Here is a 24,727-nt window from a genome sequence, read left to right as displayed (position 1 = left end):
GCCGCGACGGATCGCGGCCGGCGGGCTCACGAGAGCTGCACGTACGTGGCCGAGTGCCCGAAGCCGACGACGTCGTCGCGGCCGTCGCCGTTGACGTCACCGAGCAGGCGCGGATACCGGTCCTCCGTCCACCCCTGGTCGTAGCCGAAGGCGGCGACCTTCAGGTACACCGGGGCGAAGGTGCCGTCCGCCCGGCCGTGGGCCACGTGGACCCCGGCGTTGCCGAAGCCCACCAGGTCCTGGATGCCGTCGACGTTGATGTCCGCGTGGGTCCGCAGGTGCCGGTCGCCCCGCCACCCCTGGGCCTGGCCGAAGTCGTTCACCCGCAGTGCCACGCCGGTGTAGTTCCCTCCGTTGAGCGAGTGCGCCACGGAGACCCCGGAGTAGCCGAAGCCGATGATGTCCGCCGCGGCGTTGCCGGCGGGGTTGACATTGACGTCGGCCAGCATCCGCGGGTGCTGGTCCACGCGCCAGCCCTGGGCGTAGCCGAAGTTGCGGATCTCCAGCGCGGGCTGGGTGAACGTGTCCCCGAGCGCCGAGAAGTAGGAGACGTACGTGCCGGCGTCCCCGAAGCCCACGATGTCGGCGGTGCTGTTGCCGTCGACGTCCGCGAGCATCCGGGGGTTCTTGTCGAGCCGCCAGCCGCGGTCCCAGCCGTAGCTGTCGATGCGCTTGCCGGTCCCGGTGAACGTCCGGTTGGACAGTCCGTGGGAGACGGTGACGCCCGCGTGCCCGAAGCCCACGATGTCGGCGGTCAGGTTGCCGTTGAGGTCGGCGAGCTCGCGCGGGTGCCGGTCGACGCGCCAGCCCTGGTTCCAGCCGAAGTCACGGACCTTGAGCTGCGGCGCGGTGAAGCTGCCGTCGCCCTGGGAGTAGGCCACGTAGACGCCGGCGTCGCCGAAGCCCACGATGTCGTCCCGGCGGTCGCCGTCGACGTCCGCGAGCGTGCGCACGTGCCGTGCGCCGGACCAGCCCTGCGCGGTGCCGAAGTCGCGCACGCTCATGCGCGGCGTGCCGAAGGTGCCGTCGGCCCGGCCGAAGGCGACCTGGACGCCGGCGCCGCCGAAGCCGACGACGTCGGCGCGGCCGTCGCCGTTGACGTCCGCGAGCTCGCGCACGTGCTGGTCGGTGCGCCAGCCCTGGGCGTAGGAGAACATGGGCTGCGCGGTCGCGGCGTGGGCGGGTGCGCCCACGGCGAGCCCGGCGGTCGCCAGCACGGTGGCCGACGCGCCGGTGAGCACGCGCGAGAGGAGTGGGTGTTTCATGGCGGGTCCCCGAGGTCATGAGACGGATCGTCGGCACGGGCGCCGGTGGCGCGTGCCGGAGTCCTCGGCCGGCCCCCGGCCGACCGGGAGACGTCCCCCGGGACGCGGTGCGCCCCCGGGGAACCGGTGGCACCGGGAACGACGTCCCGGCGCCGAGGCGCAACAGCTGAGGGTGTCAGTTTACTCCTGCAATCAGGTGGTCACCAGGGGCGTTCCCTTTCGTGACGCCATTGGACGGCCCGGTCCACGGGGCTGTCCCGGCCACCACCCCGGCCACTGCTCCGGTCACCGCTCCGGCGGTGCGGCGAGGGCTGTCCTGCGCCCGCCGCGGTCGGCGGCACCCGCCGGAGTCGCCGACCGCGGCGGGGCCGTCACGGGCTGACGGGCTCCGGCCGGGGGTCGGAGGTGCAGCACGAGCCGTCGCCGCCCACCTCGGAGAGCTCCCGGCCGGTCCTGCCCTCCAGGTCGGGCCGGGCGTCGGCGGTGACGGTGTAGACCTCCCACGGCTCCCGGCCCGGTCCGGTCACCCAGACCTTGTCCTGGACGGCGTAGCAGCAGGTGGTCTGCTCCTCCGGGCGGGTGGCCAGGCCGGCGTCGGCCAGGCGCTGCGCGGCGGCCTCGACGATCTCGGTGCTCTCCACCTCCACGCCGAGGTGGTCCATGCGGGTGTCGTCACCGGGCTCGCCCTCCAGCAGCACGAGCTTCAGCGGCGGCTCCGCGATGGCGAAGTTGGCGTAGCCCGGGCGCCGTTTGGCCGGGGCCGTGCGGAACAGGGTGGAGTAGAACTCGATGGAGCGCTCGAGGTCGGCCACACGCAGGGCGAGCTGGACTCTGGACATGACGGGTTCCTTTCGGGTGCGACGAACGCTCCTTGGTATCGACGTCCGTCTATGTGGAAGAGTGCCACCAGCATCGATGGCCGTCAATACGTCCGGGCGTTCTCCTGACAGGCCGCCCACCCGGTCGCCCCGTGGGCCGCCGTCGCCCCGTAGCGCCGGCTGTGACTCCTCGCGCACCGTTCCGGGTTCGCCTTCCGCGGACCGGCGGGAGATCATGGGGGGAGACGGCCCGGCCCGCCACCCGGAAGGACACCATGCGCAAGCACCAGCACGCCGACGACGACGAGCCCCGGCGCAGCCTGTTCCGGCGCTTCGACGACTTCGCCATGCGGTTCTACGGGCCCGCCGTGCGCAGTCCCCGCGACCTCCGGGGCCAGGACCAGCCCAGCGAGCAGACGCAGCAGTGGTACCAGGACCTGCAGGACGAGTTCGTGGTCGAGAAGGACGCGAACGGCAACACCTATCTGCGCCCCCGCCACCGGTAGCCCGCCCGTGACGCCGGGAGGCGTCCGGCCGGAGAACCCCGGGGCCCGGGCCGTACAGTGTCGGAGCATGGAAGGAAACCACGTGCTGCCCCTGACCGATCCCGAGGTGCGTGCGCTGCGGGAGGACTTCCCGCTGCTGACGAACAGCCCGTCGGTCTACCTGGACTCCGGGGCGACCTCGCAGAAGCCCCTGGCCGTCCTGGACGCCGAGCGGGACTTCTACCTGCACCGCAACGCCGCGGTCCACCGCGGCGCCCACGCCCTGGCCGTGGAGGCCACCGACGCCTACGAGGAGGCCCGCCGGGTGGTGGCCGGCTTCGTGGGCGGCACCGAGCGGGAGCTGGTGTGGACCTCCAACGCCACCGAGGCGATCAACCTGATCACCTACTCCTTCTCCAACGCCTCGGCCGGACGCGGGGGAGGGACGGCCGCCCGCTTCCGGCTGGGCCCGGGCGACGAGATCGTCACCACGGAGGCCGAGCACCACGCCAACCTCATCCCGTGGCAGGAGCTGGCCGCCCGCACCGGGGCCGCCCTGCGCTGGATCCCCGTCGACGAGTCCGGCGCCCTCGATCTCGGGGCCGCCGCCGAGGTCATCGGCGAGCGCACCCGGGTGGTGGCCTTCAGCCACGTCTCCAACGTCACCGGTGCGATCACCGACGTCGCCCGTCTCGTCGAGCTGGCCCGGGCGGCGGAGGCACTGACCGTGCTGGACGCCTGTCAGTCGGTGCCGCACCTGCCCGTGGACCTCCCCGCCCTGGGGGTCGACTTCGCGGTGTTCTCCGGGCACAAGATGCTCGGTCCCACCGGCATCGGGGCGCTGTGGGGGCGGTCCGAGCTGCTGGACGCGATGCCCCCGTTCCTCACCGGCGGATCCATGATCACGAAGGTCACGATGGAGTCCGCCCGCTACCTGCCGGCCCCCACCCGCTTCGAGGCCGGCACGCAGCGGGTCGCCCAGGCCGTGGCGCTGGCCGAGGCGGTGCGCTACCTCCAGGGCATCGGGATGGAGCGGGTCGCGGCCCACGAGCACGCCCTGGGGCAGCGGCTCGCGGCCGGTCTCGCCCAGCTGGAGGGAATCCGGCTGATCGGCCCACCCCCGGGTGCGGACCGGGTGGGTCTGGCGGCCGTGGACGTGGCGGGGGTGCACGCCCACGACGTCGGGCAGGTGCTGGACGCCGCCGGGGTGGCCGTGCGGGTGGGCCACCACTGCGCCCAGCCGCTGCACCGGGCGCTGGGGCTGACCGCCACCACCCGGGCCAGCGCCTACCTGTACAACACCACCGCCGACGTCGACCGGTTCCTGGCCGAGCTCGCCGGGGTCCGCGGCTACTTCCGCTTGGAGAACACGCGATGAGCGCGCTGGACGGGATGTACCAGGAGGTCATCCTCGACCACGCCAAGCGGCGCTCCGGCGAGGGCCTGGCCGCCCCGGCACCCGGGCACGGGGCCGGGGAGTCCCACCAGTACAACCCCACATGCGGCGACGAGATCACCGTGCGGGTCGAGCTCGCGACCGGCCCCGGGGACGCGGAGCCGGTGGTGACCCGACTCAGCTGGGAGGGCGAGGGCTGCTCGATCTCCATGGCCGCGGCCTCCGTGCTGGCCGAGACCGCCCCCGGGATGACGCGGGCCGAGCTGGTGGAAATGATCGGCGCGTTCCGGGACCTCCTGCGCTCGCGGGGCACCGTGGTCCCCAACGAGGAGGTCCTCGGCGACGCCGCCGCCTTCGCCGGGGTCTCCCGGTTCGTGGCCCGCGTCAAGTGCGCCATGCTCGGCTGGGTCGCCGCCGAGGAGGCCCTCGACCGCGCCGGCTGAACGGCTCCCGGCGCCACCGGTCTTCACACACCAGGACGTCCTTGTCCCGCCCGGCGCGTGGACCATGGCCGCGGTGCTGGACCTGGCCGGCGGCCCCGGCACGGCCCGCGCCGCCGACGTGCTCGTGGCCGCGGGGCTGGCCGCCGCCGTTCCCACGGCGGCGACCGGGCTCAACGACTGGTCCGACACCCAGGGCGCCGACCGGCGCATCGGCCTGGTGCACGCGACCGCCAACAGCGTGGCCCTGACGTTCAACGCGGCCTCGCTCGCCGCCCGGCTCCGGGGCCGGCGCGGCGCCGGCAGGGCCCTCGCCCTGGGCGGCCCGCTCGAGGAGGGGACGGTCGACGGCGGCTGCGTCACCTGCCCCTGGCACGGCAGCACCTTCCGGCTCGCGGACGGCGCCGTGGTCCGCGGACCGGCGACCGACGCGCAGCCCAGCTACGAGGCCCGCGTCGAGGAGGGACGGATCCAGGTCCGGCGCCGGCCCTGACCACCCCGGACTCCGGCCTCTGCCGCCCGGGACCCCGGCCCTGATCGCCCTGGGCTCTGCTCCTGGCCGCACCGGACGGCGGCAGCGGCCCGGAATGCTTCCGGCGCCGCCCGGGTTGTGCGCACCATGGCCCTCTCCGACGTCCCGCTCTCCCTCCTCGACCGCGCCAACACCCGGGACGGCTCCACGGAGGCCGAGGACCTCGCCCGCGTCCTGGAGCGGGCCGAGCGCGCGGAGGAGCTGGGCTACCACCGGTTCTGGGTGGCCGAGCACCACGCGGTGCCCGGGATCGCCGGGTCCGCGCCGGCGGTGCTGATGGCCGCCCTGGCCGCCCGGACCCGCCGTCTCCGGATCGGCTCCGGCGGGATCATGCTCCCCAACCACCAGCCCCTCGTGGTCGCCGAGCAGGCCGCCACCCTCGAGGCCCTGCACCCCGGCCGGATCGACCTCGGCGTGGGCCGCTCCCTCGGCTTCACCGCCGCGGTCCGGGACGCGCTGCGCACCGGCAAGGAGGCCGCGGACCGCTTCGGGGACGACCTGGCCGAGCTGCTCGCGCACCTCTCCGGCGCGGCCTCGGTGACCGCCCGGCCCCGCAACCACGCCGCCACACCGGTCTTCGTCCTGGCGACCGGCGCCGGGGTGGAGACCGCGGCCCGGGCGGGACTCGCCGTGGTGCTCGGCGGCCCGGCGATCTTCCGCGAGGGCCCCGGCGGCGGCGCCGCGGTGCTCGAGCGGTACCGCGCGCAGTTCCGCCCGTCGTCGTGGTGGCCGGAGCCCTACGCGGTGGTCTCGGCGAACGTCGCGGTGGCGCGGACCCGCGCGGCCGCCCGCGAACTGCTGCTGCCCGAGGCCCGCGCCCTGGCCGCCTCCCGCACCCGGGGCGAGTTCCCGCCCCTGGCGCCCGCACGGCCCGCGGAGCCGGACGGGCTCACGGCCCGGGAGCGGGCCCTCGTGCAGGAGACCCTCACGTCCTCCGTCCACGGCACGGCCCCGGACGTCCGGGACCAGCTGGAACGGCTGCTCGCGCGCACCGGGGCGGACGAGCTGCTCGTGACGGGCGGCGCGCACGATCTCGACGCCCAGGCGGACTCCGACCGGCGGCTCGCCGCGCTGTTCACCACCCGCCCGGCCTGACCTCCCCGCCGGGAGGTCAGGCCGGGCGGGGGCGGGAGGGAGTGCGGATAGAGTGACGGGGTGCCACAGCTGCTCGTTCTCGCCGCCCACCCCCTGGAGACCAAGTACTTCCCGGAGGACATCGACCTGGTCCTGACCGGTGTCGGGATGTCGGCCGCGGCGGTGCGCACCACCGAGGCGGTGCTGACCCGCTGCCCGGACCCCGCGCGCCGGGCGGAGCTGACGGTGCTCAACATCGGCAGCGCCGGCGCCCTCAAGCACGGGCTGACCGGGGTGCTCGAGCCCTCCCGGATCATCAACCGGGACGTGGACGAGGAGCTGCTGCGCGCGGCCGGGATCCCCGTGGACAACGTCATCGAGCTCGGCGGCGACGGCCCCGTGCTCGCCACCGGGGACTCCTTCGTGGCCGGCGGACCCGCCCGGGACGCCCTGGCCGCCCGGGCGGACCTCGTGGACATGGAGGGCTGGGCGATCGCGGTGGCCTGCCGGCACCTGGGCGTGCCGCTGCGGATGGTCAAGCACGTCTCGGACGCCGCCGACGAGGAGGCGGTCGCGTGGGCCGAGAAGGTCGAGCTCAGCGCCCTGGCCCTGGGGCGCTGGTTCCGCGGCAGCGGGATCACCGGGGCGTGACCTGCCGCAGGACCGTCCGGATCCGCCACTAGACTGGGGCCAGCATGAAACTTCTCCGCCAGCGCGAGTCCCTGGGCGCCCAGCAGGACTACGAGAGCGCCATGACCCTCCTCGCCGACGTGCGCCGCAGCGGGCCCGTCCTGCGCCTGTACGAACCGGCCCCCACGGTCGCCTTCGGCCGCCGGGACGAGCTGCGCCCGGGCTTCCCCGACGCCGCCCGGGCCGCCCGCGAGAGCGGGTTCGAGCCCCTGGTCCGCAAGGTGGGGGGCCGCGCCGCGGCCTACCACGGCGGGTGCCTGATCATCGACCACCTCGAGGCCGCCGAGGACCCTACCTCGGGCATCCAGGACCGCTACCGGCTCTTCGGCGACATGATCGTGGCCGCCCTGGAGGAGCTCGAGGTCGAGGCCGACGTCGGCGAGATCCCGGGCGAGTACTGTGCCGGCGAGCACAGCGTGCACGGGACGCACCCGGCGTCGTCGTCCACCCCGGGCCGGAAGGTGAAGCTGGCCGGGACGGCCCAGCGGGTGGTCGCGGGCGCCTGGTACTTCAGCACCGTGCTCGTGGTCGAGCAGTCCGAGCCCATCCGCTCGGTGCTCACCGACGTCTACTCGGCCCTCGACCTGGACTGGGACCCGGCCACCGCCGGGGCCGTGGACGACCTGCGCCCGGGCACCACCGTGGCCGACGTGGAGCGCGGGATCCGCAAGGTGTACGGCATGTACTCCCGGTACCTGGGGTACGGGCCGCTCACCGACTGAGCCCCGGCCGCGGGCCGGGCAGACCGAGGAGGCAGCAGATGTGCGGACGCTACGTCATCGCCCGGGCCGTGGGCGACCTCGTCGCCGCGACCGGGGCGGTCCCGGACGAGAGCCTGGGCGAGGCCGACACCGAGCGGCTGCGGGCCAACTGGAACACCGCGCCCACCACCGACGTGCCGATCGTCCTGGAACGCCTCACCGGCGGGAACGGCCGGGACGACGACGGGGAGCTGGTGCGCGAGCTGCACGTGGCCCGCTGGGGACTGGTCCCGGGCTGGGCCAAGGACCCGGCGGTCGGGTCGAAGATGTTCAACGCCCGCTCGGAGACCGTCCTCGAGAAGCCGTCCTTCCGCAAGGCGGTCCGGGCCCGCCGGTGCGCGGTCCCGGCCAACGGCTACTACGAGTGGAAGAAGGAGCCCGGCGCCGGGAAGGGCGGGCGCAAGCAGCCCTACTACGTCCACCCGGCCGATCCGGAGGAGACTATCTGGTTCGCCGGGATCTACGAGTGGTGGCGGGTGCCCGAGGGCACGGAGCTGCACTCCGCGGCCCTGCAGCCGGGCAGGGACGGCGGCGGGAGCACCTGGTTGCTGTCCTGCTCCATCCTCACCACCGACTCCCCGGAGCCCTCCGACGAGCACCCCGTGCTCACGGAGCTGCACGGTCTGCACGACCGGATGCCGATCCCGCTGGCGCCCGAGCACGTGGGGGACTGGCTGCGCCCCGGGGAGGACGACGCCCCGCAGCTCGTGGACCTGGTCCGGGCCGAGGCGCACCGGACGGCCGCCCGCTGGGTGCTCGACCCGGTGGGCCCGGCGGTCGGCAACGTGCGCAACAACTCGCCGGAGCTCGTCGAGCCGCAGCGGAGCCTGTTCTGAGCCCCCGGGAGCCCGTGGACCGGGTCACCGCCTTCGTCCGCGCCCACGGCGGCGGGGTCGTGGCGACCAACAGCGGCGCCGGCTGCCCCGAGTCCGCGTGGATCAACCTCGCGGCCCTCGGGGACGGGCGGCTGGTCTTCGGCACGAACGAGCGCAGCCGCAAGTACGCCAACCTCCTCGCCGATCCCCGGGTCTCCCTCGTGGTGGTCTCCGGGACGGGCCAGGAGTTCCAGCTCGAGGGCGAGGCCGCCGTGCTGGAGGGCTCCGCCGCGCAGGACGCCGGCGAGGTGCTGGAGTCCCGGCACCCGGGGGCCACGGACAAGGACAGCACCCGGCTCGTGGCGGTGCGCCCCCGCTGGGCGCGGTTCGTCGACATCGCCGCCGATCCCCCCGTCCGGGAGGAGTTCTCGCTCTGAGCCGGTCACAGAAGAGGCCCGGGACCCGCATCGCGGGTCCCGGGCCTCTTCCACGGCCTGGTGCCGGGCCCTGTTCGTGCCGGCGTCCCCTCCGGCGTCCCCCGGTCCGGAGCGCCCGCCGGGCTCAGACGTCGTCCGTCTCGGGGACCCACCGGTTGAAGTCGAGCGTCAGGTAGAGCGCGAGCGCCGCCGCGTTGTCCTCGGCGATCCGCAGGCTGACCTGGTCGTAGCCGTTGTCGTAGAGGGTGCCCATGGCGCAGCGCACCAGCTGCTCGGCCAGGCCCTGGCGGCGGCGGGAGGCCGCCGTGAACAGCTCGAAGATGTAGGGGACGTCAGGGAGGTCGTCGCCGACCCGCCGGGACAGCACGAGCGCGGCGGCAACCACGGTCCCGTCGTCGTCGACCACCACCGGCGAGGCCTCGGGCAGGAAGGGCCCGTACTCCCCGTCGAAGACTCCCCGGATCACCTGGCGGGCCTCCTCCAGACTGGAGACCCCGCCCTGCTCGTAGGAGGAGTAGTAGAGCTGGGCGAGGCTCTCGGCGTCCTCCGGGCCGGACGGACGCAGATTCACCGCGGGCTTCTTGGTGTTCGCCGCGGTGTGGGCGATCAGCGTGATGGTTCCGGTCATGGAAGGCCTCCGTGAGGTCGACGCCGGCTGCTCCGGCGGGGCGGACGAGGGACAGGGGACGTCCGGGAGGGCCGCGCAGGGCAGGCCCTCCGTGCATTCAGCGTATCCATTTCGCTGGGCTTGTCCATGCTTCGCCGTCCTCGATCGCAAAAGTGAACGGCCAGGTCGGAGCGGGGACTTCACGGGAACACCTGTTCCTTTTCCGCGCTCTTCCGGGTTAGCGTGTCGTACAGGTGTTCTAGCTTCCAGGGAACAGGGCGCACCGGGGACGGGCGCCGGGCCGAGGGAGAGAGGAGCCGTCGTGGGTTTCCTGACGGAGAGCGTCGACGTGGACTGCGACACGGACGGGGTGCCGGTGGGCGTGCGCTGGCGCGGGCGGGACTACCTGGTGGCCCAGGGGCCCGTGCGCTGGTACGAGCGCCGCGCCTGGTGGTCCGAGGACGCGCGGCTGCCCAAGGACCGGGGGATCGGTGCGGTGGACCAGCAGATGTGGCGGGTCCAGGTGCAGCTGAACACCCGCTCCGAGCTGCTGACCCTCGAGCTCGTCCACACCCTCGACACAGGGCGCTGGCGACTGCTCGCCGCCACGAGCGCCTCGGGGATCCGCGTGGTGCGCTGCGCGTAGGCCGCCGCGGTGCACCCTCCCGCCGGAGGTGCATAGGATCGTCGGTGGAGACCGCACCGCAGAACGTGAGGGAGCACCCGTGAGACTCGGCACCGTGCGACGAGACGGCACCACCCAGGCCTTCCGGCAGGAGGACGGGCGGACCGTCTACCTCCCCGTCCCCGACGTCGGGGCCCTCCTCGCCGGGGGCGACCTGCGGCTGCCGGGGGAGTCGGGCCCCGCGCCGGCCCCGGAGGACCTGGCGACGCCCGTCCTGCGCCCGGGCAAGATCCTGTGCGCCGGGCTGAACTTCTACGACCACGCGGAGGAGGTCGGTCAGGAGATCCCGGAGCACCCCACGATCTTCGCGAAGTACGCCACCGCGCTCATCGGCCCCACCGACCCCATCGCCATGCCGGAGGAGTCCGAGAAGATCGACTGGGAGGCCGAGCTCACCGTGGTGATCGGCTCGCCCCTGCGCCACGCCACGCCGGACCAGGCGCGGGCCGCGATCGCCGGGTACACCATCATGAACGACATCTCGGTGCGGGACTGGCAGGGCCGGACCTCCGAGTGGTTCCAGGGCAAGAACTTCGACCGCACCACCCCGGTGGGCCCCGTGGTGGTGACCCCCGACGAGATCGACCCCGAGGCGGGACTGGCGATCCGCTGCACCGTGGACGGCGTGCGGCACCAGGACTCCGGCACCGACCGGATGATCTTCTCCGCCGTGGAGCTGGTCGAGTACCTCAGCCGGTTCCTGACCCTCGAGCCCGGGGACCTCGTTGCCTGCGGCACTCCCGCCGGCGTGGGCCTGGCCCAGAAGCCCCGCCGGATCTGGTTGCGGGACGGCCAGGAGGTCGTCACCGAGATCGAGGGCATCGGCGAGCTGCGCAACGTCTGCACCCCCGCCGAGGACCTCCGGGCGGCGGCCGGCTGACCCGGCACCCGTCCCCACCCGGTCCCGTCCTCCCTCTCCTGCTGTCCAGATCCCCGTGACCTGATCCCCGTGACCTGATCCCCGTGACCTAATCCCACTGTCCTGTTCCCGCCTTCGACCGGAGGACCCCATGGCGACGATCGGCTTCCACGCCTCCCACGAGCAGATCCCTCCCGAGCAGCTGCTGCGCGACGTCGAGCACGCCCAGCAGGCCGGCTTCGGCGCCGCCATGTGCTCGGACCACCTCGAGCCGTGGTCGCCGCACCAGGGCCACTCCGGGTTCGCCCTGTCCTGGCTGGGCGCCGCCCTGGCCACCACGGACCTGCCCTTCGGGTTCGTGCACGCCCCGGGCCGGCGCTACCACCCCGTGGTCACCGCCCAGGCCACGGCCACCCTCGCCCGCATGTTCCCCGGTCGGATCTGGACCGCCCTGGGCAGCGGGCAGAAGCTCAACGAGCGGGCCGTCACCCCGGACTGGCCGGCCAAGGAGCACCGGCAGCGGTTCCTCGAGAGCAGCTTCGACGCCGTCCGCCGGCTGCACGCGGGCGAGGAGGTGTCCTGCCGCGAGCCGTTCCACGCCGACCGCGCCCGGGTCTGGGACCCGCCGGAGGTCCTGCCCGCCCTGCGCGTGGCCGCGCTCACCCCGGCGACGGTCCGCCGCTTCGCCCCCCTGGCCGACGGGTTCATCACCGTCCAGCAGCCCCTCGAGGACCTGCGCCGGATGCTCGAGGCCTGGCGCGAGGCCGGCGGCACCGGGCGGACCGCGCTGCAGGTGCACCTGAGCTGGGCGCCCTCCCCGGAGCAGGCCCGCGCGATCGCCTTCGACCAGTGGCGCACCAACGTCTTCGACGCCGTGACCATGGCCGAGCTCGCCTCGCCCCAGGACTACCTGCGCAAGGCGGTCCAGGAGGACGTGGGGGATGAGCAGATCGCCGGGGCGGTCAACGTCTCCGCCGACCTCGGCCGGCACGCCCAGTGGCTGCACGAGTACGCCGACCTCGGCTTCGACGAGATCTACCTCCACCACGTGGGGCAGGAGCAGGGCCGCTTCCTCGACGCCTTCGGGGAGACGGTGCTGCCCCAGCTGGCGCAGGCCTGACCCGGCGCGGGCCCGGGCGCCGGTCCCGGGTGGGCGGGCTACGGCAGCCGGGACGGGCGCCGCAGCACGGCCGCGCCGGCCAGCTCCGGCTCGAGCGGGACCGGGCTGTGCAGCACGGCCGGTCCGCGGTGCAGGTCGCCGCTGGACAGCGGCCGGCAGCGCAGGCCCCCTCGCCCCCGCATGGCGGCGTGCGCGCCCGGAGCCAGGACCCGGTCCATCCACACGCAGGGGTGGGCCGGGCGCCCGCCCCGCAGCCGCACGAGGGCGCCCCGGGACTCCAGCGCGAACTCCTCGCCCAGCAGCGGGGCCAGGTGGGCGCCCCGGAGGACCACGTTGCGCCGGGTCAGGAGCGGGTCGAAGGGGTCCGTGCCCAGGTCCGCGGCCATGGCCTCGAGCGCCTCGACGGCGAGCAGGGTGACGGCGGCGTCCATGTGCGCGGCCTTGCCGAAGAACCGGTCGCCCACCACGCCCTTGCCGGCCACCAGCTCGACCCGCTCGGCGTCTGTGGTGGGGACCTCCGCCGCGCCGTCCCGGGCGCGGCCGAAGTAGGCGTGCGCCGGTGACACGAGCAGGTGCAGGACCTCCACGTCGTACCGATAGGTCGCCGTCATGGCCCACACCCCTCCGTCGTCGCGGCCGCCGGTCCGGCGCCGCCTCGCTGCCGCCGGACCTCAGCATAGGCAGGGCGGGCGACACCGCGGGGCGCCGGGCCGCGCCGCCCGATCTTCCCTGCACCCGGGGAGCGCCCCGCGAGCCTGTCCCCTTTACGGATGCACACCTGGTGTCCGGGGGTGCGCGCGGGCAAGAATGGCAGCGACGCAGGACAGCCGAGGGGCACCGTGGTCCGGACGGGGGAGGGAGGTCGCGTGTCTGCCAGACGCTCCGCCGGGGGACGGTACCGGCTGGCCGGGCCGGCCGGGTCGGCCGTGGTCGTCCTCCTCGTGGTCCAGCTCCTCCTCCGGGGCGTGATCTCCGTGGCGCAGCTCGCGCTCGGTGCGGCGGCGCTCGTCGTCGTCGCGCTGGTGCTCGGCCAGCGGTTCCTCGTCCCCTGGCTGGCGCGCCGGTCCCCGAACCGGCCGCGCATCACCACGACCCGGGCGTGGACGTGCCCGATGCCCCCGGAGGAGGCCCTCGAGCGGATCCGCACGGCGTTCGAGGACCTCGACCCGGCGGTCCGCTCCCAGGAGTGCTGCGTGGAGGTCTCGGTGGGCTCGGACGTCACCTTCCGCCGGCGCGGGACGGCCTCCGAGTTCGGGTGGCGGGCCCTGCCCCTGCGGGCCACCTTCCGGGTGGTCCCCCGCGGCGGTGGGTCCGAGGTCGCCGCCGACGTGCGGGACGACCTCGGCTGGTACCCCGAGGCGCCCGGCAGGCTCGTGGAGGACGAGATCGACCGCCGCAGCGCCTCCCTGATCGAGCGGGCGATCTGCGCCACGGGACGCTGACCGCCGCGCCCGGCGCGGCGCCGGCCGGTCCCGGGAGGTGTCCCGGGCGGGGCGGGGGCCGGAGGGACGGGAAGCCTCAGGCGGAGGTCAGGGAGGCGGCCAGGGCGTCGACGACGGCCCGGGTGATCTCGGCGGTGTCGGCGGTGCCGCCGATGTCACGGGTGAGGTGCCCGGCGGCGGTGGTGGCCTCGATCGCGGCCTCCACCCGGCGGGCCTCGGCGTGCAGACCGAAGTGGTCCAGCATCAGGGCGGCGCTGGCGATCGCCCCGATCGGGTTGCAGATGCCCTGGCCGGCGATGTCCGGGGCGGTGCCGTGGACGGGCTCGAACATCGAGGGGAACCGGCGCTCCGGGTCGAGGTTCGCACTGGCGGCCAGGCCGAGGCTGCCGGCCAGGGCGGAGCCGAGGTCGGAGAGGATGTCGGCGTTGAGGTTGGAGGCCACCACCACGGAGAGCTCCTCGGGGTGCAGGACGAACTTGGCGCTCATCGCGTCCACCAGCACCGACTCCGTCTGCACGTCGGGGTAGTCGGCGGCGACGCGGGCGAAGACCTCGTCCCACAGCACCATGCCGTACTGCTGGGCGTTGGACTTCGTGACGCTGGAGACCTTCTTGACCGTGCGGGTGCGGGCGAGGTCGAAGGCGAAGCGGATGATGCGCTCGCAGCCCTTCTCCGTGAACAGGGAGGACTGGACGGCGACCTCGTTGCCGGGACCTCGGCCGGCGAGGTTGCGCCCGCCGAGCCCGGCGTACTCGCCCTCGCTGTTCTCCCGCACCACGACCCAGTCCAGTTCGGTGTCGTCGGCCTTGCGCAGCGGGGAGACCACGCCGGGGAGGAAGCGCACGGGGCGGATGTTGGCCCACTGGTCGAAGTTCTGGGTGATGTTCAGCCGCAGCCCCCACAGGGACACGTGGTCGGGGACGTTCTCCCACCCCACGGCGCCGAAGTAGATGGCGTCGAAGTCCTGGAGGGTCTCCAGCCCGTCGGCCGGCATCATCACCCCGTGCTGGGCGTAGTACGCACTGCCCCAGGGGAACTCGGTCCAGTCGAAGGAGAACGCCCCGTTCGACTGCTCGGCCACCGCGTCCAGGACCGTGCGGCCGGCGGCGACGACCTCCTGGCCCACGCCGTCGGCGGGGATCGAGGCGATCGTGAAGACCTGGTGCTCGGCCATGGGGTGCTCTCCTTCTCGGGTGCTCTGGTCGTGGTGTCCGCAGCGCAGTGCGGCACCGGGTTCCAGTAGAGCGCCCCGAGCACCGTGAGGTCCAAGACCGGAATCCCATCCCCCGGATAGGAATCCCCTATGACACGATCCGCGGCGCGTCCTGCGGCGCCGTCCCCTACGGCCGGCCCGCCCTCTCGGCCCGGTCCGGCGCCGTTCCCTCCGGTGCCCGGGAGCGGTCCGCGGCGTGCCGGGCCGCGTGCTCGGCGGCGACCGCCAGGAACGCGCGGGCGGCCGGGGTCAGGTGCGCCGGGCGGCTGAGCACGGCCACGTGCAGCACGGTGACCGGTTCGATCCGCAGCACCCGCAGCCCTGCGGCGCGCGCCAGCGGGGTCCAGGAGGAGGGCAGCACCGCGTGCCCGACCCCGGCCAGCACCAGCGGGAGGACCGAGGTGCGGTGGGCGACCTCGGCGGCGATCTCGACCGGCACCCCGCCGGCCAGGGCGTCGTCGACCAGCCGCCGCATCAGCGAGCCCTGCTGGGAGACGACCACCCGGTGCCCGGCCAGGTCCTCCCGGCGGATGGCGTGCCCGTCACCGAAGGTGTCCGCCTGCGGTGCCACGATGAGCACCAGGGGCTGCTGCTCCAGGTGCATCACCTCGACCTCGGCGGAGCGGAACGGGTGCTCCGAGCCCAGGATGCCGATCTCGGCGCGGCCGGTGCGCACCGCGTCGACCACCTCCTCGGGGGTGAAGGCCGCTTCCACGCTGACCGTCACGGCCGGGTGGGCTCCCGCGTAGGCGGCGATCATCGACGTGAGCGGTTCGACGCCGGGGGAGGGCATGGCGACCACGTCCAGGCGGCCGCTGCGCACCCCGCGCAGGTCGTCGACGGCGGACCGGGCGGCCTCCAGGTCCCGGACCACCACCCGGGCCGGGCCCACCAGCTCCTCGCCGGCCTCGCTGAGCACCACCCGCCGCCCGATCCGGTGGAACAGCGGCACCCCCAGTTCCCGCTCGAGGCCCTTGATCGTCTGGGACAGGGAGGGCTGGGCGATGAGCAGCTGCTCCGCGGCGCGGGTGAAGCCGCCGTGGTCCACCACGGCCAGGAAGTACGTGAGCTGCCGGACGTCCATCGTCGTCTCCTCCTGCGTCCGTGCGGCGGGGGTGCGGGCCCCTCGGTGCTGCCCGTGGGTGCAGGAAACAACATGCCACAGAAGTGCGGCATCCCCGTCCCGGAACGAGGGCGTCCCCGTGCGCGGCGCCCCTGCGGGCCGTGGGCGGATCGTGTCCCGCCCGGGCCCTGCGTCCTCCTGGGCCGGCGTGCGCCGCCACGGACGCCCAGGAGCCGGAGTTCCCGCGGCCCCGGTGGTTTGCAATTGACTTAAGATTCGAACACGTATTCGAATGGGGGCGTGAGCTTTCCGCACCTGCACGTCGCCACCGCCTTCAGCGCCCACTTCGGGGTCAGCCGGCCTGCCGTCCTGGCGGCCGCCGCCGCGGCGGACGGCGCGGACGCCCTCGCCTGCACCGACCGGGACGGGCTCTACGGCGCGATCAAGCACCTGGGCGCGTGCCGGGAGCACGGCATCGACCCGGTCCTGGGGGCCGACCTCGCCCTGCTGGACCCCGGCCGCGAGCGCGCCCTCGGCCGCGTGGTGGTCCTGGCGGCCGGCGGCACCGCCGGTGCGGGCTACGCCGCCCTGTGCCGGCTCGTCTCCACCGCCCACGCCGCAGCGGGCCCGCCCGGGGTGACCGCCGCCGAGATCGCGGCCGCCGCACACTCGCCCCGGCACGGGGAGCCGGTCCTGACCGTCCTGCTCGGGCCCGCCTCCGACGTCGGGCAGGAGCTCGCGGCCCGTCGCTACCGCACCGGGCGCGCCGCCCTGGCCCGGTGGCGGACCCTGCTCCCCGCACCGGCGCTCGCCGTGGAGGTGGTCTCGCACCTCGCCGCCCCCGGCACGGCGTGCAGCACCTCCCACGCGGCCCGGATGCTGCGCGCCGCCCTCGAGGCGGGGCTGACCCCCGTGCTGACCAACGCGGTGCGCTACGCCACCCCCGCCGAGGCCGCCACCGCCGACGTCCTCGACGCCGCCCGCGCCCTCACCCCGCTCGAGACCCTCGGGGCGCGCGCCGGCCACGCACCCGGCGGCAGGGCCGCCGGGCGGACCGGGACGTCCCGGCGGACGACGGCGCCGGAGCCGCTGCAGCCCAACGGCCAGGGCTGGCTCAAGTCCGCCCGGCAGATGCGCGCGCTCGCCGCGGAGATCGCCCGGGCCGCGGACCTCGGCGCGGCCGGGGCCGCGGCCCTGCTGGCGGGCACCCAGCGGGTGGCCGACCGGTGCCGGCTGGACCCGGTCGCCGACTGCGGCTGGGGGCGGCCGGTGGTGCCCGAGGCCTCCGTGCTGGGCCTGGACCGGCCGGCGCCCGCAGAGCTGCGGGCCCGGTGCGAGACGGGGCTGGGCCGCCGCTACCCGGGCCGCCGCATGACACGGGCCGTGCGGGACCGGCTGGAGCAGGAGCTGGGGGTGATCGAGGACCTCGGCTTCGCCTCCTACTTCCTCACCGTGGCCGAGGTCTCGGCGATGATCGGGCAGATGGGGGTCCGCCACGCCGCCCGCGGCTCGGGGGTGTCCTCGCTCGTCAACTATCTGCTCGACGTCTCCCAGGTGGACCCGCTCGAGCACGAGCTGCTCTTCGAGCGCTTCCTCTCCAACGACCGCTCGACCCTCCCGGACATCGACATCGATGTCGAGTCGGCCGAGCGCCACCGCGTCTACCGGCGGATCTTCGAGCGCTTCGGCCCCGAACGGGTGAGCCTCATGAGCATGCAGAACGCCTACCGGGCCCGCGGTGCCGTCCGGGACGCCGGGCTGGCGCTCGGCATCGACCCCGAGACCGTGGACGGCGCGGCCAAGCAGCTGTGGCACCTGCCGGCCTCGGCGCTGCGGGAGACCATCGCCCGCCAGCCGGAGCTGCGGGACTTCGCCGAGCAGGTGGCCCAGGAGAAGCAGCTCGACCTCCTCGTGGACCTCACCGAGCGCCTGGACCGGCTGCCCCGGCACATCTCCATGCACCCGTGCGGGGTGATCCTGGGGGACCTGAGCCTCCTGGACCGCACCCCGGTGCAGTCCAGTGGGACGGGGATGCCCATGAGCCAGTTCGACAAGCACGACATGGACCCCATGGGCATGCTCAAGCTCGACATTCTCGGCGTGCGGATGCAGTCGGCGCTCGCCCACGCCGTCGACGAGGTGGCCCGCACCCACCCGGACCGGCCCCGCCTGGACCTCGAGGCGATCCCCGTGGACGACGGGAGGACGTTCGAGCTCATCCGCTCGACCCACACCCTGGGGTGCTTCCAGATCGAGTCCCCGGGCCAGCGCGAGCTCATCGGCAAGATGGCGCCCACGAGCTTCCGCGACCTCATCGTGGACATCTCCCTGTTCCGTCCCGGGCCGATGCACTCGGACATGGTGCGCCCCTACCTGGAGCACCGCCACGGCTGGTCCGCGCCCGTCTCGATCCACCCGTCCCTCGACCCGATCCTCGCCGAGACCCACGGCGTGACCGTCTTCCACGAGCAGGTCCTGCGCATCCTCGACACCTTCACCGGATGCGGTCTCGCCCGGGCCGACGAGCTGCGCCGCCGGCTGGGCTCCGAGCGCCAGCTCGAGGTGGAGGAGTTCTTCCGCGAGCGGGCCCGTGCGCGGGACTACCCCCTGGACGTGGTGGACAGGGTCTGGGAGACCCTGGCGGCGTTCGGCTCGTTCGGCTTCTGCAAGGCCCACGGCGCGGCGTTCGCGGTGCCCACCTACCAGTCCGCGTGGCTGAAGGCCCACCACCCGGAGGCGTTCCTCGCGGGGCTGTGGGAGCACGATCCCGGGATGTACCCCAAGCGCCTGCTCGTGGGGGAGGCGCGACGGATGGGCATCCCCGTCCTGCCCGTGGACGTCAACCGCTCCGACGAGCACTACCGCGTGGAACGGCTCGACGACGACCCCGCCCGCCTGGGCGTGCGCCTGGCCCTCACCGGGATCCACGGGGTCTCCCGGGCCGAGGTCCGCCGGATCGTGGCGGGGCAGCCCTACGCCTCGCTCGCCGAGCTGCGGCAGCGGGCCCGTCCGGCCCGGCGCACCCTCGAGCGTCTCGCCGCCGTGGGGGCCTTCGACGGCCTGCTGCGCCGCTCCGGCGGCCCCGCGTCCCGCGCCGACCTGGTGCACGCCCTGCGGGCCCGGGCGGACAGCGGCCGGCCCGCCCGGCCGGCCGGGGAGGTCGAGGGGCAGCTGGCCCTTCCGCTCGGGGACCTCGAGCTGCGCGCCCTGCCCGCGGAGCGCCCCGAGCCCACCCTGGCGGAGAAGGTCCGCACCGAGCTGGACCTGCTCGCGGTGGACGTCTCGGCGCACCTGCTGGAGAGCTGGGCGCCTCTGCTCGGCGAGCTCGGGGTCACGCCCGCGGAGCGGCTGCTGGAGCTGCGCAACCGGTCCGAGGTGCTCGTGGCGGGGGTGCGGGTCTCGACCATGACCCCGCCCATGCGCAGCGGCCGGCGGGTGGTCTTCGTCAGCCTCGACGACGGCACGGGCGCGGTGGACTGCGCCTTCTTCTCCGACGCCCAGGCCCGCTCGGGGCAGCACCTGTTCGGCACGCGGATGCTGCTGGTGCGGGGCCGGACGCGGCGCACCGGGCCGCGGGGGATCAGCATCAGCGCCGAGCAGGCCTGGGACCTGGCCGACCCCGGAACCCCGGCCGCGGTGCGCGCCGCGGCCCCGCCGATCCTCCGGGGAGCGGGGACAGGATGAGCCGGGAGACCGTCCGGATCCAGGGGTTTCACTCTCGGTGAAGCCATTGGCCAGCGAACTGATTGCCAGTATGGTTACTAATAACAGCGGACGAGCTGCACCCCGCCTCCCCGGGCGGAGATCGTCCGCGGCGAGCCCCCCGTCCAGGGGAGCCCGTTGCCTCGCAGAATAGAGAAGGAGTTCTCATGGCTACGTACGACGTGAACGCACTGCTGTCCGCCACCGCCTACGGGTCGGACGGCGACAAGATCGGCAAGGTCGAGCAGGTCTTCCTGGACGACAACACCGAAGAGGTCACCTTCGTGACCGTCAACACCGGTCTCTTCGGCACCAAGGAGAGCTTCGTCCCCGCCGACGGCGCCCAGCAGGACGGCGACCGCCTCGTCCTTCCCTACACCAAGGACGTCGTCAAGGACGCCCCGAACGTGGACGCGGACCAGCACCTCTCCCCGGCCGAGGAGGAGGAGATCTACCGCTACTACAAGATGAACTACTCCGGCACCGACGACCGCGACCGCACCGACCGTGACCGCACCGCCGGCGTTGCCGGCACCGCTGGTGCCGCCGGGACCGCCGGCGCCGCAGGTCTCGCCGACCGCGACGACCGCTACGCCGCGGACACCGACCGCAATGCCGTCCCGGCGACCGGCACTGCCGGCTACCCCGAGAACGACGGGTACACCGACCGCAACAGCACCTCGGGCATTGCCGACGTCGACCGCGACCGCACCGCCGGGCTCACCGACCGTGACCGCACCGACCGTGTCGACAACGGCGTGGTCCGCCACGAGGAGCAGCTGCACGTCGGCAAGGAGCGCCAGGAGACCGGCCGCGCCCGTCTGCGCAAGTACGTGGTCACGGAGAACGAGTCCGTGGACGTGCCCCTCGAGCGCGAAGAGGTCCGTGTCGAGCGCACCCCGCTGAGCGGCACCGAGGCCACCGCCGGCACCATCGGCGAGGAGGACGTCGAGGTGACCCTCCACGAGGAGCGTCCCGTCGTCGCCAAGGAGACCGTGGGGGTCGAGAAGGTCGGCCTGGAGAAGGAGACCGTCCGCGACACCGAGCGCGTCGACGCCGAGGTCCGCAAGGAGCAGGTCGAGGTCGAGACGGACGCCGAGCGCGGCACCGGCCTGACCGACGACGATCGCCGCGACCGCATCTGATCGCACCTGATCGACTCCGGGGCCCCCGTCACCGTTCCGGTGACGGGGGCCCCGTCGTCGTGCTGGACACGGTTCACCCCGCTGCCCGCCGGGCCTGCGTGCCGGGCACGGCCGCGTAGTAGACCAGGCCCAGCGCGACCACCGCCGCGGCCGCCACGTACATCCCCCGGTAGCCCAGCGCAGGGACCAGGGCCCCCATGAGCATCGGGCCCAGCGCCACGCCCACGTCCATGCACAGGAAGTAGGTCGAGGTGGACAGCCCCACGCGGGTGAGCGGGGCCGAGCGGACCGCGGCGGCCTGGGCCGCCGAGAGCACCGCCCCGTAGCCCACGCCCAGCACCGTGCCCGAGGCGAGCACGAGGAACGGCGAGTCCGCGGCCGCGAGCAGCAGCAGCGCCACCACGAAGAGCAGCAGCGACGGGTACAGCACCGCGTTGTCCCCGCGCCGGTCCTGCAGCCGGCCCGCGAACGGGCGGCTCACCAGGACGGTGACGGCGTAGGCCACGAAGTACGCGCCCGCGGGGCCCACGAGGTCCGCCTGCACGGCGAACGGGTTGAGGAAGGACAGGACCGCCGAGTACCCCACGCCCACGAAGAGCATGAGCGCCGAGACGGGCAGGGCCCGCGCCTCCACGAACTGCCCCACGGAGAAGGACCGCAGCCCCGCCCGCTGCTCGGCGGAGAGGCTCAGCTCGGGGACCCGGGTGACGGCTCCCACGGCGAGGCCCAGCAGGGCGACCGCCGCGCACACCCCGAAGAGCGTGTCGTAGCCCACCGACGTGGACAGGCTCAGTCCCGCCAGGGGACCCAGCGCGGCGGCCAGGGTGGTGGAGAGCATGAAGTACCCGGTGCCCTCGCCCCGCCGGTGCGCGGGGATGAGGGCCTGGACGGACGCGGGCAGCACGGTGGTGGCCATGCCGAAGCCCACGCCGTTGAGCACCCGCACCACCAGCAGGCCCCAGAAGCCGGTGTCGAGCAGGTAGGCGGCGGCGCACAGCGCCAGCAGCACGAGCGCGGCGAGCAGCACGCGCCGGCGCCCGAGCAGCTCCATGTACTTGCCGGTGAGCAGCCGCGCCAGGACCGCCCCGACGATGAAGGCACTCGTGGCCACCCCGGCCAGCGCCTCGTCCGTGCCGAAGCGCTCCATGGCGTAGAGCGCCATGACGGTCATCAGCAGGTAGAAGTTCATGGAGATGAGGAACTGGCCCGCCCACATCAGCACGAAGCCGGCGGTCCACAGCCGGTGCGGCGGGGGAGAGGGCACCTCCCCTCCCGGTGCGGGCGGGTCGGGCGGTCCGGGAACGTCTGCGGGCATCGGGTGGCCTCACCTCCGCCGGCCATCATCTCACCGCCGCGGTCCCCACCGGCCGACAGGTACCATCGATGCAGTGCGCGCCGCCCGCCGGTGCCGCTGCCACGCGCCCCCCGTACCGGTGCGTGCCGATCCCGACCCGAGGAGCACCTTCCCCATGACCACCGTGCCCGAGCACCAGCCCGAGTCCGCCCCCCTCACGATCACCGTCGACGGCGAGCAGCGCACGGTGGGGACCGGGACGTCCGCCGCGGACCTGTACCGCGAGGACCGCTCCGTGGTGGTGGCCCGGGTCAACGGCGTGCTCAAGGACCTCGCCACCGGGCTGGCCGACGGGGACGCCGTGGAGCGGGTGCTGATCTCCGAGCCCGAGGGCCTCGAGGTGCTGCGCCACTCCGCCGCCCACGTCATGGCCCAGGCCGTGCAGCAGCTGCACGAGGACGCCAAGCTCGGCATCGGCCCGTACATCACCGACGGCTTCTACTTCGACTTCGACGTCGAGCAGGCGTTCACGCCCGAGGACCTCAAGGCCATCGAGAAGCGGATGCAGCGGATCGTGAACTCCACCCAGTCCTTCCGCCGCCGTGCGGTGAGCGAGGAGGAGGCCCGCGCCGAGATGGCGGACGAGCCGTACAAGCTCGAGCTCATCGGCCTGTCCCAGGGCCCCGGCTCCGGCGCGGACGTGGACGCCGCCGCGGAGGGCGCCTCCGTGGAGGTCGCCGCCGGCGAGCTGACGATCTACGACAACGTGGACCGCAAGACCGGGGAGACGGTCTGGAAGGACCTGTGCCGCGGCCCGCACCTGCCGGACACCAAGCTGATCGGCAACGGCTACGCCCTGATGCGCTCGGCCGCCGCCTACTGGCGCGGCTCCGAGAAGAACAAGCAGCTCCAGCGCATCTACGGCACCGCGTGGCCGTCCAAGGAGGACCTCACCGCGTACAAGAACCGCCTCGCCGAGGCGGAGCGGCGCGACCACCGCCGGCTCGGCTCGGAGATGGACCTGTTCTCCTTCCCCGACGAGCTCGGCTCCGGCCTTCCGGTGTTCCACCCCCGGGGCGGGATCATCCGCAAGACCATGGAGGACTACTCCCGGGAGCGGCATACGGAGGCCGGCTACGAGTTCGTCTACACCCCGCACATCACCAAGGGCCACCTCTACGAGGTCTCCGGCCACCTCGACTGGTACCGCGAGGGCATGTTCCCCGCGATGCACGTGGACGAGGAGCGGGACCCGCAGACCGGGGAGCTGACCAAGCAGGGCCAGGACTACTACCTGAAGCCCATGAACTGCCCGATGCACAACCTCATCTTCCGCTCCCGGGGCCGCTCCTACCGGGAGCTGCCGCTGCGCCTGTTCGAGTTCGGGCAGGTCTACCGGTACGAGAAGTCCGGCGTGGTGCACGGCCTGACCCGGGTGCGGGGCATGACCCAGGACGACGCCCACATCTACTGCACCCGGGAGCAGATGAAGGCGGAGCTGACCACCACGCTCGGTTTCGTGCTGGACCTGCTCAAGGACTACGGGCTGGACGACTTCTACCTCGAGCTCTCCACCAAGGACCCCGAGAAGTTCGTGGGCTCGGACGAGCTCTGGGAGGAGGCCACCAACACCCTCGCCGAGGTCGCGGCCGAGTCCGGGCTGGACCTGGTCCCGGACGCCGGCGGCGCCGCGTTCTACGGCCCCAAGATCTCGGTGCAGGCCAAGGACGCGATCGGGCGGACCTGGCAGATGTCCACCATCCAGCTCGACTTCAACCTGCCGGAGCGCTTCGACCTGGAGTACCAGGCCGCCGACGGCACCCGGCAGCGGCCCGTGATGATCCACCGCGCCCTGTTCGGCTCCGTGGAGCGGTTCATGGGGGTGCTCGTGGAGCACTACGCCGGGGCGTTCCCGGCGTGGCTGGCCCCCGTCCAGGTCGTGGCGATCCCGGTGGCCGAGGCCTTCAACGACTACCTGCAGGGCGTGGTGGACACGCTGCGGGCCCGCGGCGTGCGCGTGGAGCTCGACGCGGGCTCGGACCGGTTCCCCAAGAAGATCCGCACCGCCTCCAAGGAGAAGGTCCCGTTCGTGCTCATCGCGGGCGGGGAGGACGCGGAGGCGAACGCCGTGTCCTTCCGCTTCCGCGACGGCTCGCAGGACAACGGCGTCCCGGTCGGCGAGGCCGTGGAGCGGATCGTGGCGCACGTCCAGCGGCGGATCAACGAGGAGCCGACGGCCGCCGCCGCCGAGGACCCCCGCGCCGCCGCGGAGACGGCCGGGGTGGGGCAGTGACCGGTACGGCGCCCGACGCCGGGCCCCCGCACCACTGGATCCGCCAGGACGAGTTCGAGATCCCCGGGGTGCCCGACAGCTTCCAGCGGCTGTGGACCCCGCACCGGCTCGCCTACGTGCGCGGCGAGGACCCGTCCGTGCGGGAGGACCCCGGGTGCCCCTTCTGCAACGGCCCGCAGCGCGCGGACGAGGAGTCGCTGATCGTCCACCGCGGCGAGCACTGCTTCGTGATCCTCAACCTGTTCCCGTACAACCCCGGCCACCTCATGGTCTGCCCGTACCGGCACGTGGCCGATCTGACGGAGCTCGAGCCGGCGGAGCTGCGGGAGCTCACGGATCTGACCCGCACCGCGGTCGCCACGATCCGCGGCGTCGCGTCCCCGCACGCCTTCAACGTGGGCCTCAACCTGGGGGCCGCGGCCGGCGGCTCCCTCTCGGGGCACCTGCACCAGCACGTGGTGCCACGCTGGAACGGGGACGCCAACTTCATGCCGGTCCTCGCCGGGACCAAGGCCATCATGCAGACCCTCGGGGACACCCGCCAGGACATCGCCGACGCCTGGCCCGCGGCCTGATCCGCGTCGTCGTCAC

At 73.9% G+C, this 24,727-nt stretch carries 24 protein-coding genes; 17 read left to right on the top strand and 7 right to left on the bottom strand.

Translation table 11 applies throughout. The annotated features are described in order from the left end of the window. Positions 1-26: 26 nt before the first annotated feature. Positions 27-1,265 (bottom strand): FG-GAP repeat domain-containing protein, encoded by a 1,239-nt coding sequence (locus E7Z53_RS07095; RefSeq protein WP_217905556.1) that lies wholly within the window; start codon positions 1,263-1,265, stop codon positions 27-29. Positions 1,266-1,636: 371 nt separating this feature from the next. Continuing rightward, positions 1,637-2,104: an ArsI/CadI family heavy metal resistance metalloenzyme gene (locus tag E7Z53_RS07090; RefSeq protein WP_017834630.1), complete on the bottom strand. Its 468-nt coding sequence runs from the start codon at positions 2,102-2,104 to the stop codon at positions 1,637-1,639. 254 nt (positions 2,105-2,358) lie between these two features. Here E7Z53_RS07090 and E7Z53_RS07085 point away from each other — a divergent pair, with 254 nt between their 5' ends. The 9 genes from E7Z53_RS07085 (at position 2,359) to E7Z53_RS07045 (ending at position 8,713) form a co-directional block, all read left to right on the top strand. Continuing rightward, the gene (locus E7Z53_RS07085) at positions 2,359-2,589 is read left to right on the top strand and encodes a hypothetical protein (protein WP_017834631.1); all 231 of its coding nucleotides are present in this window, start codon (positions 2,359-2,361) and stop codon (positions 2,587-2,589) included. A 67-nt stretch (positions 2,590-2,656) separates the two neighbouring features. Continuing rightward, entirely contained in the window at positions 2,657-3,946 is a 1,290-nt protein-coding gene (locus tag E7Z53_RS07080; protein WP_176337475.1) for an aminotransferase class V-fold PLP-dependent enzyme, read from the top strand. After that, complete coding sequence (gene sufU / locus E7Z53_RS07075) at positions 3,943-4,407, top strand: Fe-S cluster assembly sulfur transfer protein SufU (RefSeq protein WP_176337474.1); 465 nt, start codon at positions 3,943-3,945, stop codon at positions 4,405-4,407. Before E7Z53_RS07080 ends, sufU begins: the two co-directional genes overlap by 4 nt. A 64-nt stretch (positions 4,408-4,471) precedes the next feature. Continuing rightward, positions 4,472-4,897 (top strand): Rieske (2Fe-2S) protein, encoded by a 426-nt coding sequence (locus E7Z53_RS07070; protein WP_255219480.1) that lies wholly within the window; start codon positions 4,472-4,474, stop codon positions 4,895-4,897. A gap of 126 nt (positions 4,898-5,023) precedes the next feature. Beyond that, a complete protein-coding gene (locus E7Z53_RS07065; protein ID WP_176337473.1) occupies positions 5,024-6,031 on the top strand; it encodes an MsnO8 family LLM class oxidoreductase in 1,008 nt (335 codons plus the stop codon). Between the two features lie 60 nt (positions 6,032-6,091). Beyond that, positions 6,092-6,661, top strand: coding sequence for a nucleosidase (locus tag E7Z53_RS07060; protein ID WP_017834636.1), 570 nt, complete (start codon positions 6,092-6,094; stop codon positions 6,659-6,661). Positions 6,662-6,705: 44 nt separating this feature from the next. Continuing rightward, on the top strand, positions 6,706-7,422 hold the full coding sequence (locus E7Z53_RS07055; protein ID WP_017834637.1) for a lipoate--protein ligase family protein: 717 nt from the start codon (positions 6,706-6,708) through the stop codon (positions 7,420-7,422). A 38-nt stretch (positions 7,423-7,460) separates the two neighbouring features. Continuing rightward, positions 7,461-8,297 carry an SOS response-associated peptidase gene (locus E7Z53_RS07050; RefSeq protein ID WP_017834638.1) on the top strand — a complete coding sequence of 279 codons (837 nt, stop codon included), beginning with the start codon at positions 7,461-7,463 and terminating at the stop codon, positions 8,295-8,297. Positions 8,298-8,311: 14 nt separating this feature from the next. Continuing rightward, the gene (locus tag E7Z53_RS07045) at positions 8,312-8,713 is read left to right on the top strand and encodes a pyridoxamine 5'-phosphate oxidase family protein (RefSeq protein ID WP_017834639.1); all 402 of its coding nucleotides are present in this window, start codon (positions 8,312-8,314) and stop codon (positions 8,711-8,713) included. A 124-nt stretch (positions 8,714-8,837) separates the two neighbouring features. Here the strand turns inward: E7Z53_RS07045 and E7Z53_RS07040 are convergent, their stop codons facing one another. Further along, positions 8,838-9,341, bottom strand: a complete 504-nt coding sequence (locus tag E7Z53_RS07040) for a GNAT family N-acetyltransferase (protein ID WP_017834640.1) — start codon at positions 9,339-9,341, stop codon at positions 8,838-8,840. Positions 9,342-9,642: 301 nt separating this feature from the next. Between E7Z53_RS07040 and E7Z53_RS07035 the strand changes: the two genes are divergently transcribed. From E7Z53_RS07035 to E7Z53_RS07025, 3 genes are all read left to right on the top strand, one after another. After that, positions 9,643-9,966, top strand: a complete 324-nt coding sequence (locus tag E7Z53_RS07035; protein ID WP_017834641.1) for a DUF6504 family protein — start codon at positions 9,643-9,645, stop codon at positions 9,964-9,966. Positions 9,967-10,045: 79 nt separating this feature from the next. Next, a complete protein-coding gene (locus E7Z53_RS07030) occupies positions 10,046-10,885 on the top strand; it encodes a fumarylacetoacetate hydrolase family protein (RefSeq protein WP_136341540.1) in 840 nt (279 codons plus the stop codon). Positions 10,886-11,015: 130 nt separating this feature from the next. Beyond that, positions 11,016-11,984, top strand: a complete 969-nt coding sequence (locus tag E7Z53_RS07025; RefSeq protein WP_109243883.1) for a TIGR03885 family FMN-dependent LLM class oxidoreductase — start codon at positions 11,016-11,018, stop codon at positions 11,982-11,984. Positions 11,985-12,022: 38 nt separating this feature from the next. On the opposite strand, the gene E7Z53_RS07020 is transcribed toward E7Z53_RS07025, so the two are convergent. After that, positions 12,023-12,595, bottom strand: coding sequence for an MOSC domain-containing protein (locus E7Z53_RS07020; protein WP_017834644.1), 573 nt, complete (start codon positions 12,593-12,595; stop codon positions 12,023-12,025). Between the two features lie 255 nt (positions 12,596-12,850). Here E7Z53_RS07020 and E7Z53_RS20630 point away from each other — a divergent pair, with 255 nt between their 5' ends. Next, entirely contained in the window at positions 12,851-13,426 is a 576-nt protein-coding gene (locus tag E7Z53_RS20630; protein ID WP_176337472.1) for a hypothetical protein, read from the top strand. 76 nt (positions 13,427-13,502) lie between these two features. Here E7Z53_RS20630 and E7Z53_RS07010 read toward each other — a convergent pair whose 3' ends face one another. Beyond that, positions 13,503-14,600, bottom strand: a complete 1,098-nt coding sequence (locus E7Z53_RS07010) for a tartrate dehydrogenase (protein WP_035929070.1) — start codon at positions 14,598-14,600, stop codon at positions 13,503-13,505. Between the two features lie 166 nt (positions 14,601-14,766). After that, the gene (locus tag E7Z53_RS07005; protein ID WP_176337471.1) at positions 14,767-15,723 is read right to left on the bottom strand and encodes a LysR family transcriptional regulator; all 957 of its coding nucleotides are present in this window, start codon (positions 15,721-15,723) and stop codon (positions 14,767-14,769) included. A 279-nt stretch (positions 15,724-16,002) separates the two neighbouring features. On the opposite strand from E7Z53_RS07005, the gene E7Z53_RS07000 reads away from it, so the two are divergent. Both E7Z53_RS07000 and E7Z53_RS06995 read left to right on the top strand, forming a co-directional pair. Beyond that, the gene (locus E7Z53_RS07000) at positions 16,003-19,386 is read left to right on the top strand and encodes a DNA polymerase III subunit alpha (RefSeq protein ID WP_176337470.1); all 3,384 of its coding nucleotides are present in this window, start codon (positions 16,003-16,005) and stop codon (positions 19,384-19,386) included. A gap of 185 nt (positions 19,387-19,571) precedes the next feature. Continuing rightward, positions 19,572-20,549, top strand: a complete 978-nt coding sequence (locus tag E7Z53_RS06995; protein ID WP_176337469.1) for a DUF2382 domain-containing protein — start codon at positions 19,572-19,574, stop codon at positions 20,547-20,549. A 73-nt stretch (positions 20,550-20,622) separates the two neighbouring features. Here E7Z53_RS06995 and E7Z53_RS06990 read toward each other — a convergent pair whose 3' ends face one another. Beyond that, the gene (locus tag E7Z53_RS06990) at positions 20,623-21,813 is read right to left on the bottom strand and encodes an MFS transporter (RefSeq protein ID WP_035929056.1); all 1,191 of its coding nucleotides are present in this window, start codon (positions 21,811-21,813) and stop codon (positions 20,623-20,625) included. Positions 21,814-22,018: 205 nt separating this feature from the next. Here E7Z53_RS06990 and thrS point away from each other — a divergent pair, with 205 nt between their 5' ends. Together thrS and E7Z53_RS06980 are read left to right on the top strand one after the other, a co-directional pair. Beyond that, on the top strand, positions 22,019-24,136 hold the full coding sequence (gene thrS / locus E7Z53_RS06985) for a threonine--tRNA ligase (protein WP_052133061.1): 2,118 nt from the start codon (positions 22,019-22,021) through the stop codon (positions 24,134-24,136). Next, positions 24,133-24,711 (top strand): HIT family protein, encoded by a 579-nt coding sequence (locus tag E7Z53_RS06980; RefSeq protein WP_035929051.1) that lies wholly within the window; start codon positions 24,133-24,135, stop codon positions 24,709-24,711. The genes thrS and E7Z53_RS06980 overlap by 4 nt, the downstream gene beginning before the upstream one ends. Positions 24,712-24,727: the final 16 nt, after the last annotated feature.

Origin of the sequence: Kocuria salina, from assembly GCF_013368965.1 — a bacterium.
Lineage (GTDB): Bacteria > Actinomycetota > Actinomycetes > Actinomycetales > Micrococcaceae > Kocuria > Kocuria rosea.
Note: the sequence above shows the minus strand (reverse complement) of the source record. Positions and strands in the feature narration are given on the sequence as shown.

What these genes read in the sequence shown, in the direction of transcription:
- E7Z53_RS07095 (WP_217905556.1), bottom strand. Translation starts at nt 1,265, where the DNA reads ATGAAACACCCACTCCTCTCGCGCGTGCTCACCGGCGCGTCGGCCACC.
- E7Z53_RS07090 (WP_017834630.1), bottom strand. Translation starts at nt 2,104, where the DNA reads ATGTCCAGAGTCCAGCTCGCCCTGCGTGTGGCCGACCTCGAGCGCTCC.
- E7Z53_RS07085 (WP_017834631.1), top strand. Translation starts at nt 2,359, where the DNA reads ATGCGCAAGCACCAGCACGCCGACGACGACGAGCCCCGGCGCAGCCTG.
- E7Z53_RS07080 (WP_176337475.1), top strand. Translation starts at nt 2,657, where the DNA reads ATGGAAGGAAACCACGTGCTGCCCCTGACCGATCCCGAGGTGCGTGCG.
- sufU (WP_176337474.1), top strand. Translation starts at nt 3,943, where the DNA reads ATGAGCGCGCTGGACGGGATGTACCAGGAGGTCATCCTCGACCACGCC.
- E7Z53_RS07070 (WP_255219480.1), top strand. Translation starts at nt 4,472, where the DNA reads ATGGCCGCGGTGCTGGACCTGGCCGGCGGCCCCGGCACGGCCCGCGCC.
- E7Z53_RS07065 (WP_176337473.1), top strand. Translation starts at nt 5,024, where the DNA reads ATGGCCCTCTCCGACGTCCCGCTCTCCCTCCTCGACCGCGCCAACACC.
- E7Z53_RS07055 (WP_017834637.1), top strand. Translation starts at nt 6,706, where the DNA reads ATGAAACTTCTCCGCCAGCGCGAGTCCCTGGGCGCCCAGCAGGACTAC.
- E7Z53_RS07050 (WP_017834638.1), top strand. Translation starts at nt 7,461, where the DNA reads ATGTGCGGACGCTACGTCATCGCCCGGGCCGTGGGCGACCTCGTCGCC.
- E7Z53_RS07040 (WP_017834640.1), bottom strand. Translation starts at nt 9,341, where the DNA reads ATGACCGGAACCATCACGCTGATCGCCCACACCGCGGCGAACACCAAG.
- E7Z53_RS07025 (WP_109243883.1), top strand. Translation starts at nt 11,016, where the DNA reads ATGGCGACGATCGGCTTCCACGCCTCCCACGAGCAGATCCCTCCCGAG.
- E7Z53_RS07020 (WP_017834644.1), bottom strand. Translation starts at nt 12,595, where the DNA reads ATGACGGCGACCTATCGGTACGACGTGGAGGTCCTGCACCTGCTCGTG.
- E7Z53_RS07010 (WP_035929070.1), bottom strand. Translation starts at nt 14,600, where the DNA reads ATGGCCGAGCACCAGGTCTTCACGATCGCCTCGATCCCCGCCGACGGC.
- E7Z53_RS07005 (WP_176337471.1), bottom strand. Translation starts at nt 15,723, where the DNA reads ATGGACGTCCGGCAGCTCACGTACTTCCTGGCCGTGGTGGACCACGGC.
- E7Z53_RS06995 (WP_176337469.1), top strand. Translation starts at nt 19,572, where the DNA reads ATGGCTACGTACGACGTGAACGCACTGCTGTCCGCCACCGCCTACGGG.
- thrS (WP_052133061.1), top strand. Translation starts at nt 22,019, where the DNA reads ATGACCACCGTGCCCGAGCACCAGCCCGAGTCCGCCCCCCTCACGATC.